This is a genomic window from Rhizobium sp. R693 (genome assembly GCF_002211315.1).
Classification (GTDB): domain Bacteria; phylum Pseudomonadota; class Alphaproteobacteria; order Rhizobiales; family Rhizobiaceae; genus Rhizobium.
Genome location: NZ_LOKY01000048.1, coordinates 133,287 through 145,537, shown reverse-complemented (window position 1 = coordinate 145,537; position 12,251 = coordinate 133,287). Strand labels below are relative to the sequence as shown.

At 59.0% G+C, this 12,251-nt stretch carries 11 protein-coding genes; 10 read left to right on the top strand and 1 reads right to left on the bottom strand.

The window, feature by feature from the left end; genetic code table 11:
- The first annotated feature begins 398 nt into the window (after nucleotides 1-398).
- The 6 genes from ATY79_RS28365 to ATY79_RS28340 all read left to right on the top strand — a co-directional run bounded on the left by ATY79_RS28365 (nucleotide 399) and on the right by ATY79_RS28340 (nucleotide 5,157).
- Nucleotides 399-842 carry a helix-turn-helix transcriptional regulator gene (locus tag ATY79_RS28365; RefSeq protein ID WP_088705567.1) on the top strand — a complete coding sequence of 148 codons (444 nt, stop codon included), beginning with the start codon at nucleotides 399-401 and terminating at the stop codon, nucleotides 840-842.
- A gap of 3 nt (nucleotides 843-845) precedes the next feature.
- On the top strand, nucleotides 846-2,678 hold the full coding sequence (locus ATY79_RS28360; RefSeq protein ID WP_088705566.1) for a peptide antibiotic resistance protein: 1,833 nt from the start codon (nucleotides 846-848) through the stop codon (nucleotides 2,676-2,678).
- 20 nt (nucleotides 2,679-2,698) lie between these two features.
- A complete protein-coding gene (locus ATY79_RS28355) occupies nucleotides 2,699-2,926 on the top strand; it encodes a hypothetical protein (RefSeq protein WP_088705565.1) in 228 nt (75 codons plus the stop codon).
- A 25-nt stretch (nucleotides 2,927-2,951) separates the two neighbouring features.
- On the top strand, nucleotides 2,952-4,103 hold the full coding sequence (locus tag ATY79_RS28350) for a YcaO-like family protein (RefSeq protein ID WP_088705687.1): 1,152 nt from the start codon (nucleotides 2,952-2,954) through the stop codon (nucleotides 4,101-4,103).
- Nucleotides 4,100-4,798 carry a TfuA-like protein gene (locus ATY79_RS28345; protein WP_088705564.1) on the top strand — a complete coding sequence of 233 codons (699 nt, stop codon included), beginning with the start codon at nucleotides 4,100-4,102 and terminating at the stop codon, nucleotides 4,796-4,798. The genes ATY79_RS28350 and ATY79_RS28345 overlap by 4 nt, the downstream gene beginning before the upstream one ends.
- 107 nt (nucleotides 4,799-4,905) lie before the next feature.
- Nucleotides 4,906-5,157: a hypothetical protein gene (locus ATY79_RS28340; protein WP_088705563.1), complete on the top strand. Its 252-nt coding sequence runs from the start codon at nucleotides 4,906-4,908 to the stop codon at nucleotides 5,155-5,157.
- Nucleotides 5,158-5,202: 45 nt separating this feature from the next.
- Here the strand turns inward: ATY79_RS28340 and ATY79_RS28335 are convergent, their stop codons facing one another.
- Nucleotides 5,203-5,649, bottom strand: coding sequence for a GNAT family N-acetyltransferase (locus ATY79_RS28335; protein ID WP_088705562.1), 447 nt, complete (start codon nucleotides 5,647-5,649; stop codon nucleotides 5,203-5,205).
- A 350-nt stretch (nucleotides 5,650-5,999) separates the two neighbouring features.
- Here ATY79_RS28335 and ATY79_RS28330 point away from each other — a divergent pair, with 350 nt between their 5' ends.
- The 4 genes from ATY79_RS28330 to ATY79_RS28315 all read left to right on the top strand — a co-directional run bounded on the left by ATY79_RS28330 (nucleotide 6,000) and on the right by ATY79_RS28315 (nucleotide 12,199).
- Entirely contained in the window at nucleotides 6,000-7,286 is a 1,287-nt protein-coding gene (locus tag ATY79_RS28330; RefSeq protein ID WP_088705686.1) for an extracellular solute-binding protein, read from the top strand.
- Between the two features lie 92 nt (nucleotides 7,287-7,378).
- Nucleotides 7,379-8,308: a sugar ABC transporter permease gene (locus tag ATY79_RS28325; RefSeq protein WP_088705685.1), complete on the top strand. Its 930-nt coding sequence runs from the start codon at nucleotides 7,379-7,381 to the stop codon at nucleotides 8,306-8,308.
- Nucleotides 8,305-9,147, top strand: coding sequence for a carbohydrate ABC transporter permease (locus ATY79_RS28320; RefSeq protein WP_088705561.1), 843 nt, complete (start codon nucleotides 8,305-8,307; stop codon nucleotides 9,145-9,147). The genes ATY79_RS28325 and ATY79_RS28320 overlap by 4 nt, the downstream gene beginning before the upstream one ends.
- A gap of 28 nt (nucleotides 9,148-9,175) precedes the next feature.
- Nucleotides 9,176-12,199 (top strand): glycoside hydrolase family 38 C-terminal domain-containing protein, encoded by a 3,024-nt coding sequence (locus ATY79_RS28315; RefSeq protein ID WP_088705560.1) that lies wholly within the window; start codon nucleotides 9,176-9,178, stop codon nucleotides 12,197-12,199.
- Nucleotides 12,200-12,251 lie beyond the last annotated feature (52 nt).

Below are 12,251 nucleotides of genomic sequence, written 5' to 3'. Positions count from 1 at the left end.
TTCGTGACAACCGAGACGCTGTCGAATGACACCCCACCCATCGATCAGTTCAGCGAAAAGGCGTTGCGGCCCATTGTCTCCGCAGGAGCCAAGGTCGCTAAGGCTTCAACTTAACCGTGCCAAGACCATAGTCACAGAAATTGCGAATGGCTTGTGAAATCGACGTGACACCACCATAAATGGAACAGCCAGAATATATACCGCCCAAGGTCGGTAATATCATCGGGGCGAATTGCTGCCTCAGTCTTGGCTGCATTTCGACAATATGGGTAAATTCGCAACGCGATAGGAAAATGTAGTCGCGAATGTGATTCGTTTCTTGAAAAAATTTACTCTTGGTTGTATTTTGTGCGAAAGTTATCACATTGCCAGTCTGACACGAGGAAACGGGGGATGCCATGAAGGCCAAAACTCCAAACGCTATCGATGCCTATGTGGGTGAACGTGTCAGGTTGAGGCGAAAGCTACTTGGCATGAGCCAGGTTAGCCTGTCTGAATCGCTGGGCATTACATTTCAGCAGCTTCAAAAATACGAAAAAGGCGTCAACCGCATAGGCGCAAGCCGCCTGCAGCGAATTGCGGAGGTCCTTGGCGTGCCTATCGGCTTCTTTTTCGATGAGGAGACATCGCAGACCGCTGGTCTGCGCTTGAGCGCCGGCACCGATGAAGTCGCGCATTTCATCGCTTCGAAAGAGGGACTTGCGCTGACACGGGCCTTCATTGCGATCGAAGATCCGAATATTCGTCGAAAGCTGCTTGCACTTGCGCGCAGCCTTGGCTCGACCCAGTCGGTCGCCGACGAGTATGAGCGTTGGGATCATGCGGACGAAACACGAGGGTAGCGCGTGCTGCATCTCCAGACATTTGGCGAACTGCGTCTGACGGACGAGGCAGGCAGTGCCGTGGGGTATCCCGCCAAGGCGCTGTTGACCATGGCCTATCTCTTCACCTGCAAGGGCCATGCACTCACGCGCCAGGAGGTGGCAGCGTTTCTCTGGTCGGATGCCGAACCTGATCAGGCCGGCCTCAATCTGCGGAAGCTGATTTCCCGCATCCGCCAGATCGATGACAGCGACGCCGCGCCGCTGCAGATTACCGCGACGTCGGTGGCACTGCGCGCGCACCGCCTCAGCGTCGATGTGCAGATACTAGATAGGCCGGGGCTGGCGATGAAGGGGCTGAAGGCGTGCAGCGATCTGCTTCAGCGCGATTTCGCAGGCAACGTCAGATCGGCAAGCAAGGCGATCGACAACTGGATCGCACGGGAGCAGCGAACCCACAGGGTCAAATTGCGGCAGATACTCATGGAGGCTGCGCGATCTGCCCAGGGTGCAGATGACTACCGAACCGTGTCCGGCGCGGCCTTGCAGCTTCTCGAGCAGGATCCGACTGATGAGCCGGTAAGGGCGATGCTGCGCGGGCTGCCGGGCGTTGCCGGCCCGGGCGTACTGCCTTTGAATGCCGAGACCACGAACCATGTGATACCTGCTTTGGCGCGGAATGAAGACAGCCGCGAGCCGCAGCAACTGCCTGGTTCACCCCTGCCCCGACTGGTCCTGCTTCCTCCGACCTCACAAAGTGGTGTCGTGGGGCTGTCGCTCGCCGCCGCGCTGATCGAGGACGTTACGATCGAACTATGTGCCCTGCGCAACGTTTCCATCGTTGCTCCGCACACCGCAGAGCAGATCCGGCGCGATTCCGACAAAGCGGCCGTTATCGCCCGCCACTCGATTACCTATCTCCTCGATACGAGACTTTCAGGTGAAGGCCTCTACGCCCAGCTTGTCTATTTCCCCACCGACGAAATCATCTGGGCGACGCGTTTTCCGATGACTGCGGCAACGCTGCCGACCCAGCGGCGGCTCATTGCTCTGAACCTCTCGTCATCTGTCGTGGACGAGCTTGCCAGGCGCGAGCAAGCCCGGCTCAGCCTGGAGGCCAACCCGCAGGCCTATCATTCCTATCTTGTGGGTGCGAGCCTGATGGGCAAGCTGACCCTGCCGCACATTCGCAGGGCAAGAGCCGCCTTCAAGGAGGCGTTGAAATATAATCACGACTTTTCGCCGGCGTTTACCGGCCTGGCGCGTACCTATACCAGCGAGTGGCTGGTGACCGCCCAGGGCAACGGGGAATTGTTGGGCCTTGCCGAACAGAACGCGTTGAAGGCAATAGAGCGGGACGAGGTTTTCGCCGGCGGCTACCGGGAGCTTGGCGTGACCAGACTCTACCTCGGAGACGTCGATGAAAGCGTGGCTGCGCTCAGTCATGCGGAAGACCTGAGCCCACATTTTGCCGACGTGATCTACAGTCACGCCGACACACTGGTACATGCCTCACGTCCCAAGGAAGCCTTGGCAAAGATCCAGAAGGCGATGTCGCTCAATCCTATATCACCGGACAGCTATCTTTGGTGTGCCGCAGGCGCAAGCTATTTCCTCGAGCAGTACGGCGACGCCATGGCCTATGTGGAAGCCATGAAGGACAAGGCACCGGCTTATCGAATTGCTGCTGCGAGTTGTGCAATGATCGGCGACCGCAGGCGGGCACAGTTCTATCGGCAGCGTGCTGAAGCGCTGAACCCGGTCTTTGACCTGGAAAAATGGCTCTCCGTCGTTCCCATGAAGGAACAATGGCACAAGGATCTCTATAGAGAAGGGCTTTTGAAAGCTGGATTTTGACACCAACGAAAGGAAACGTCATGTCAAGAGCAGTTGTATTTGGCATCGCCGGCGACACAAAGCTTTGGGTTGCCGACCTCGATGCGGGGACCGTCAAGCAGCTCGCGCCCGCCGGTGAATTGGCAAAGATCGCGGACCTGCGCAAGGCGGGTGCCACCATCGTCAAGAAGGTGGACTTCGCTGTCGCGGTCTCGACGGCGAAGGCGGTGTTCTCCGGCCACTTCGAGCCGCATCCTGACCAACACTGAGCTGGCTATCTATTCCGATCGAACAATCCCGCCCGTAGAAACCCTTGCCCGAACCGGGCCGTTGCTGGCGGATTTCGGCATCACCCGGGTGGCTCGCCATACGGGCCTCGACACCATCGGTATCCCGGTGTGGTGTGCTTACGTGCCAAATGGGCGATCGATCGCGATTGCCCAGGGCAAGGGGTTGACCGATGACGACGCCAGGGCGTCCGCCGTCATGGAAGCGTTGGAGCGTGTCGTGGCCAACAGCCCGGTTGTTCCGACGTTGCGCGCGTCTGCAAAGGATCTGCAGGCCACGGGGTTGCCATACAATACGCTTTCCTGCCTGATCGGCCACTTGGAGGAGGATATCCGGCCGGACGAGCAGGTTGACTGGGCTCGCGGCAAGGAACTCCTGACCGATCAGGAGATTTATGTCCCCTTCGAGGCGGCGCTTTTGGACAGGACCCGACGCAACCGCTTCTGGATGTCTTCCGACGGTCTCGCCTCCGGCAATACCGAGGAGGAGGCCGTTCTGCATGGGGTGCTTGAGCGTATCGAACGCGACGCCTATTGCCTTTGGCAGATCGGCAGTGAAGAGGATCGGCTTGAGCGCTGTATCGATCCCCGCGGATTTAACGACCCCGTTGTGAATGAGCTTGTTCGCAAAATCGAGGCGGCAGGGCTCGTGATGCGCATGTTCGATATGACAAGCGACATCGCGGTCGCCTGCTTTACAACGATCCTTGGTCCAGCAGAGCGAGGCAATCAAGACATCCGCTTTGTCGAAGTGACAGGAGGCAGCGGCGCGCATCTGTCACCTGTGCGAGCGGCCATTCGGGCAATTACCGAGGCTGTCCAATCCAGGCTCACATACATCAGCGGCGCACGCGACGACCTGTCGCCGGAAGCATTCCTAAGGCTCGTGCCTGCGCAAACCTTGCGCGCCCTTGACGCCACGCCGCTCGCGCCCGCCTGGCCGTCGCCTTTGGAGCGGCATGGCGTCAGATCGCTAATTGATGGGGTCCTCGATGCCCTGCGTGAGCGACAGATTACCTCCGTGATCGCGCTGCCGCTCAGCGATCCGCGTCTTCCCTTTCACGTTGTCAAACTATTCGTTCCAGACCTCGAAAATCCCGAGGGTGCACGCGCGCGCCGTTTTGGTGCCCGAGCCATTGCAAAGGCGCTGTTCTCATGAAGGTCGTCTTTGTCGGGCCAAGCCTGCCGGATGCAGCCCACTTCGTCGGGGATGAGATCACCATATGCCCGCCTGCCGTTCGAGGCGACGTGCTGGCAGCCGTAAAAGCGGGCGCGCACGCTATCGGCATCGTCGATGGCGGCTTCGAATACGTCGCACCGGTGTGGCACAAAGAGATCCTTTACGCGCTTTCGCGAAAGGTCCATGTGTTCGGCGCCGCAAGCATGGGCGCGCTGCGGGCGGTCGAGTGTCGGGTTTTCGGCATGGTCGGCATCGGTCGCATCTACAGCGAGTATGCGTCAGGCGTGACAATCGACGACTCCGATGTTGCGTTGCTGCACGGCCCTGAGGAGCTTGGATACAAGGCGCTGACAATACCGCTGGTCAATGTCAGGGCGACGCTCGATGAGCTTGGGCGTCACCAGGTCTTGAACAGGGAGCTTTGCAGCGCGCTTGAGAACGCCGCAGCAAATTTGTTCTTCAAGGCCCGGACATGGCGAGCAATCGTTTCAAACGTCGATCTCCCGGCAGCAGATAGGCAGCAATTGCTTTGCCTGCTTCGCTCGAGCGAGGTCGATCAGAAGCGGGCAGACGCTCTTGCCCTTATCGAGGCGGTTCGAGCGGCCAATGACCCTCTTCCTGCTGATGTTACATGGCAATTCAACAAGACATTTATTCTTCCGGAAAAGCTGTAATTTGTCGGCCATCGCATAAAATGCAACAATAAGATGTGTCACGTGTTTTTCACGGGCCTTTTGCGCGTATGCTGAATATTCTTTGCGCTGTTCGAGGGAGAACAGAAATGACTTCAGCATTGGCAAACAGACCGATTGGCCTGGATAGCAGTGAGCGATCTTCCGACGAGTTGGAAGAGCTCGTCGCGCTGGCGCGCATGATCGCTTACGCGAAATGCGCCGCCGAAGACGTCGACCTGGTGGGGGCGATGCACTGCCTCGGGATGGCCCTGAATGAAGTTCTGCGTGAGATTGGGGACGGTCCGCATGAAGGCTTGGCGGACGTGCTCGCGTCTAAAGGGGCGACCTGTCTGAACTGACACTATTGAGGGGACTGCGGGGATAGGCCGGCGTCATGCGCCGGCCTATTTCAATTTCTTGGAATAGACGCAGAGCTTCTCGGAATGCTGATAATCATTGCTCTTATAGTATTCCGCAACGCCGCCGGCACTGCGAGAGACAAGCCACACGTGCACATAGCCCATGATGCGAGCCTCCTCCTCCAATCGCCTCAACAGGCACGAGCCGATTCCTGAGCGCTGGTGCTGTGGCCGTATCGCGATTTCCGCCACATGTATCCCTCGCCCCATCACGGAGGTATGCGGCAGGCCAAAGGCGAAGCCAACGGGCGCTTCTGCGTCGAACGCCGCCACGGCCAGGCACATGGGTGTTGTTGTCAGTTCGTCGATGCGCGAAGCGGCATTCTGGAGCGACCACTCTTCGTGCCAAGGTGCCTTGGCGTAGGCTTCAACGATAATGTCTGCGCTTTGAAGCGCCTCATCCCGGGTCATGCGTCTATAAATGATTGCCATTCACGTCACTGTCACCACAACCACGCATGACACGCTTCGTGGCGCCTTCCTGTTCATTCTACCCCATGACGTTAAAGCACAGGCCTGACGAGCCGTGTTGTGACTTCATCGTGACACGCGCAATGCGCGAAGATCAGCTTTGAAATTGCAGGCTGTTTTGGATTGGCGCGGCAAGACATGCACGCAAGCGTTTAAGCCAGCCTGCTATTGCGCGCCCGGACACCAAACGTTGGCTTGACACCAAAAGAAAGTGACTTAACCTAATCATCGGATCCTGGAGGCTCGATGTGTGGAGGCAAAGAGCTCGGCCTGGACCTGATCAGGGAGGACATAGGGTGAGGAAGAAGGCAATTACGCTTGCGCTTGCTGCGAGCACGATATTCGCATTGCCGCAGCTCAGTATCGCTCAAGACACCATCACCGGTGACATCGTCGGCAAGCCCGATGCACCAAACAAGATGGTTTTCCGGATGACCACGGATGGCCCGCGCAGCAACGAACCGGCTTATGCGCAAGGCTATAGCAAGCTCTTCAACGATTTCATCGCCAAGCGTCCCGATTGGCAGATCGAGCTGCAGATGATGTCGGGTGACATCGGGCAGGAGCAGGCGCGCATGCTCGAGCAGGCAAAATCAGGCTCGGCTCCCGATTGTGCAGCGGTGGATTCCTTCGTGCTGCCACTGTTCAAGAAGGCCGGCGTATTGCAGTCCTTCTCGCCCTACTTCAGCAAGGATGAGATCGCTCAGCTGTTTCCGTTTATCCGCGACGGCATCACCGGAACCGATGGCAACATCTACGCGTGGTGGTGGTCGACGGACCTGCGTGTCCTTTATCGCAACAAGGACATCGTTCCGGATGCTCCCAAGACATGGGATGACCTGAAGAAGGCGGCATTGTCGTCTGTCGATAAGGGAATGGAAGGCGTCCTGTTTAATGGTAGCCGCTACGAGGGAACGACCTTCGACTGGCTGGCAAATTTCTGGGCGCAGGGCGGCAAACTGGTCGATGACGAAGGCAAGCCAATCTTCGGCGAAGGCGAAAATCGCGAGAAATTCGTCAAGGCCGTCAACTATTACCGCGATCTCGTCGAATCCGGGGCAGCGCCGAAGCGCGTGGCAACGATCGGCAATTACGACGACTTCAATGCTGCCGCGGCAGCCGGCACCACCGCGCTTTTCGTCGGCGGCAACTGGCAATATGCGCAGTTGAAGACAGCACTTGATCCGGACGAATTTGCCAAGTGGAGCTTCTCGCCACTTCCAGGACCGACAGCCGATCAGCGTTCCACCGGCACTGGTGGCTGGACGGTCGCCGCGTTCAGCAAGGATCCCGCCAAGGTCAAGGTCTGCGCCGATCTCGCGCGTGAGGTCTATATGGGGCCTGCCAACGCACTGCAGGAGCAGCTTCCCACCCGTGCTGACCTTTACGATAAATACGAGGTGTTTTCGAGCGATGCCAACAAGACATTCGCTGCAGCCTTGAAGTTCGGCCAGGCAAGGCCCGGCGCTCCGGTCTATCCCGAGATCTCCAACCAGATCCAGATCATGATGGGCAAGGTGCTGACCGGCACGCAAGCCACAGAGGCAGCAGTGGACGAGGCCTTCAGCGCGTCTCTCAGCGCCTTCAAACGGAGCTGAGAGATCGATCGGCGGCGCAAAGTCCCTCCTTTGCGCCGCCGGCCCCCGAGGGACGTCATCCTTTTGAGGAAAATGGACCGGACTGATCGATGATGAATGCAAGCTTTGCAGCCGAGCGTCCACAAAGGCTCGGCATAGGTCCCATTCGCCGGCGCAATCCATCTCCCCTGCCCTGGCTCGTTCCGCTCATTTTCGTGCTGGGCGCCTTCTATCTTTATCCGCTCGTCGACGTATTCCGCTTCGCCTTCACCAATATCTCGCTTGTCGGCACCGACCAGCAATACACGCTGCAAACGATCATCCATACGCTGTCAAAACCCGAGCTCGCCCAGATACTTTGGGTCACCTTCGTGTTCACGGCGTCCAGCGTCATCGCCCAACAGGTGCTCGGTTTCTTCATCGCCCAGGTCGTGGTGCGCAGCGAAAAGCGTGGCCTGTTTGGATCAACGATCGTGCGCACCACTGCGCTCGTCGCTTGGGTCGTTCCGGGCATTGCCGGTGGCATCATCTGGAAGATGCTGTTCAACGAAGCTCCCTTTGGCGGCTTGAACAGCCTGCTGCGCATGGTGGGGGCTGCCCCGGTGCAGTGGCTTTCCGATCCCGCCATGGTCATGTGGTCCGTCGTGATCTCCAACGTCTGGCGCGGGACGGCCTTTTCGATGGTCGTCATGTATGCTGCCATTAAGGCGATCGATCCCGAGCTTTACGAGGCTGCCGAAATGGACGGCGCCAATGCCCGCCAGCGCATGTTCTACATCACCCTGCCGCAACTGCGCACTGCAATCCTCGTCAACATGATCTTGATCACCATCCAGACACTGAACACGTTCGATGCCATCATTTCGCTGACCGGTGGCGGACCCGGACGGGCGACCGAAGTGCTATCGCTTTACACGTTCAATGTGGTGTTTCGAAACTACGACCTTGCGGCAGGTGCCGTCTTGTCGATCCTGATGCTCGCCATCAGCCTTGGCCTTGCGCTTGCTTATGCGCGCTTCCTTCCGCGAGGAGAGCCAGTATGAGGATGTCGAAAGAAGATCGGCTCGGCGATATCTTCAGCTACATTTTTCTGGCTGTCACGTTCATGTTTTTTGCCTGGCCATTGCTCTGGCTTCTTTCACTGGCGCTCAGGACACGCAAGGAGGTATTTCTTGGCGTCAGCCGATTCATTCCAAAGGCGCCGACGCTCGACAACTTCGCGACGATCCTGTCCTCAGACAAGTTTGCCGGGTACCTCTGGAACGCGTTGATCCTGTCCACATCGAGCGCCATCGGGTGCCTGGCGGTGGCACTGCCGGCGGCCTACGCCTTTTCGCGCTTTCCGTTTCGCGGGAAGGGACCATGGATGATGGTCCTGCTCGCCTTCCAGATGATCTCGCCGCTTGTCATCATGGTGCCGCTTTATCGCTACATGGCGGCGATCGGCCTGACAGACAGCCACTTCGGCGCCGCAATGGTCTACATTGCGCTTGCCGTACCGATGGTGACCTGGATCCTGAAGGGCTTTATCGACGGCATTCCTCGCAGCCTCGATGAGGCGGCGCTGATCGATGGGTGCAGCCATTTTGCTGTTTTCTGGCGGATCGTACTGCCGCTATCGACGCCGGGTATCGCGTCTGCCTTCATCATTACAGTGATTGCGGGCTGGTCGCAGTTCCTCGTCCCCTTCCTGCTTATCAGCAAGGAATCTCTGATGCCGATCGGTGTCGGTATCTTTCAGTATGCCGGAACACAGAACGATTCCTCCATTCAACTCCTGGCCGCGGCCTGCCTGGTATCGGTCGTACCGGCAATCGTCGCCTTCCTTTCCCTTCAACGACTCATCCTCGGCGCGATGACGGCTGGTGCCGTCAAGGGCTGATCTTTGTTTCAAATCGCGGGATATCATGATGACACTTACGCTGCTCCAACGCCTTGAACGCCTCCGTGTCCGGACCTCGGAGCTCGAATACTGGCGCTCGCGCGCAACCGTCGAGATTGACGGCTGGACATTCGGTGGTGAGCCGATTGCCATCGGTGCGCCCTGGCCGCGCAGCGACGGCACCGTCTTCTTTGCGGCGTCGGCCAAACTGCCCGGTCACTGGCCGCTGGAGGATGCCCGTCTGTCACTCGATCTCGGCGGAGAAAGCCTGATCACGATCACCGATGAGGCGGGCAATGAAAAGAGGCTTGGCCTCGATCCCTATCACCGCGAATTTTCCCTCCCCTCCCGCAAGGTCAAGATCGCGTCGGAAACGGTTGCACGCCTGCCGTTCGGGGAGCCGGTGCGCGGCCCGAAACTGGAGCGCGCCTCGCTGATCTGGCTGGATACGGCAGTCGACAACCTCTGGCTGCTTCTGCGCCAGATCTGCGAGGCAGTCGATATTCTTAAACAGCACGAGGTCGTTCCGCACCTCCTCGATATCGCAGAGGAGACGATGCGCGCCCTGGAATGGCCGTCGTCAACGGCCGCCTACGTGGCGCGCACCGCCATTTCCCCGATGCAGCAAAAGATCTGGCAGCTGCCACCGCTGGAGGCCTCGCCAGATGGCCTCAATCAGGCCGAGCGCGCCAGCGTGGTTTCTGCTTACGAGACGCTCCTTGCACGCCTGAAGAGGCTGCGTGAACGCTTCCCGCCCGAGGGTGAGATTGCGTTGACCGGCCACGCGCACATCGATCTCGCCTGGCTCTGGCCCTACGGCGAAACGCGGCGGAAGATGCGCCGCACATTTCATACAGCGCTTTCTCTCATGGAGCAGTCGTCCGATTTTCGCTTCAACCAGTCGACGGCGCACTACTATGCGCAGATCGCAGAAGACGATCCAGCGCTTCTCGAACGGATTATCGAGCGCACAAGGCAAGGGCAATGGGAGACAATCGGTGGCATGTGGGTCGAGCCCGATACGAACATGCCGACCGGTGAAAGCCTTAGCCGACAGATTCTCTACGGACAGCGCTATTTCGAGAAGACGTTTGGCGTTCGCCACAATGTCTGCTGGCTACCGGATTGCTTCGGCTTTTCCGGCGCCCTTCCCCAACTGTTGCGCCAGGGCGGAATGAACAGCTTCTTCACGATCAAGGTCAATTGGTCGGAGACCAACAAGTTTCCCTCCGATCTCTTCTGGTGGGAGGGTCTCGACGGGAGCCGGGTTCTTACCCACACCTTCGACAATCCCATGCACGGATATAATGGCTTCGTGCGCCCGGATTGCTTCGTGCCAACCTGGCGAAACTTCAAGGACAAGGACAAGCATGATACGACCCTGCTTGCAGTGGGGTATGGGGATGGCGGCGGCGGCGTCACGCCCGAGATGATTGTCCGCGAGGAACAGCTGCGCGTATTTCCAACCTTGCCAAAGGCACGCTGGACGAAGGTGCACGACTTCTTCAAGGGCGCGCATGAGCGTGCCTCAGAAAAGGATCTGGCAACCTGGCGCGGCGAGATCTATCTCGAGCTGCACCGCGCGACCCTGACGAGCCAAAGCAGCGTAAAGCGGCTGCATCGCAAGGCCGAGCGTAGCCTCATTACGGCCGAGACCCTGTTTGGACTGGCGCATCTGATGGGTGGCGAACCGCCGCGGTCGATGGAGCCGGAGTGGCGCGTCGTCTTGAAGAATGAATTCCACGACATTCTGCCGGGCTCATCCATCGCGGAAGTCTACGTCGATGCCGCCAACGAACTCGAGGCCGTCATTTCCACAGGCAAAACGGCACAGACCAGGGCTATGGAAGCAATCGCTGGGCAATTGCCGGCTGGAAGCGGCGACAACCTGCTCGTTGTCAACCCGTCCCTGTCTGCGCGCCCACTGCGGCTGACGCTTCCCGACGGAAGAACAGTCTCCTGCGAAGCGCTAATCGCCCCGCTCGGTGTTGCCGTCGTCGCTCCCCAGGCGCTGCAGCCAGCGCCCGGGCTTTCGGTCAGCCGCGAGCATCTGGAAAATACCGTTGTGAAAGTCACCTTGGCCAAGGATGGTTCGATCGCGAGCATTATTCACAAGCCCACCGGTCGTGAAGCCTTGGAGGGCCGTGGCAATCGCCTTTTCGTCTGCCCGGTAGACAAGCCGCGCAACTGGGATGCCTGGGACCTCGAGGAAGACTACGGCGCGCGCAAAGAAGAGATCACCGCGCTCGACAGCCTCGAGGTGATCGAGAACGGATCCCACCGGGTGGCGATCAGGATCGTCAGAACGTGGCGGCATTCGCGTATCACGCAAGTGCTGTCGCTCGGCGCCAATTCCCGACGCCTCGACATTCAAACCGAACTCGATTGGCATGATCGCCGCGCCTTTTTGCGCACCGAGACGAGCGTGGCGGTACGCAACGCGCGCGCAACCTGCGAATGCGCCTATGGCGTGGTCGAGCGGCCGACGCATTCGAACACATCCTGGGATGCGGCAATGTTCGAGGCACCCGCCCATCGGTTTGCAGACCTGTCCGAGCCTGGATTCGGCATCGCCATTCTAAACGATGCGAAATACGGGCACAGCGTGCGAGACAACGTCCTTGGTCTTTCTCTCCTGCGTTCGCCAATTTATCCCGATCCACTTGCCGACGAAGGTGTGCAGACTTTCACCTATGCGCTGATGCCCCACGAAGGCACGTGGTATGACGGCGGCGTGCGGGAAGAGGCCGAAGACCTGAACCAGCCGCTGTTGGCCGCGCACGTGACAGGGCGCGCAACGGGCAACTGGCAGCCGCTTGGGGTCACCGGGATCGACGCTGCACTTTCGGCCATCAAGCCTGCAGAAGAAGGTGACGGGCTGATCGTGCGCGTCTACGAACCGGCGGGCCGGCGCGGGGCATTGGAGCTGAAGCTCCCGTCCAACTGGCGCAACCATGGAACGGTCAGTATCCTGGAGGAGCCGATGTCCGATACGCCGGCGACAGGGCTGAAGCCTTTTGAAGTCAAGAGTTGGCGGATTTCAAAGGCTTGAATCAGGGAAAACGTCGAAAGGGACCGGCACGGTCCCTTTTTCTGTTGGATCC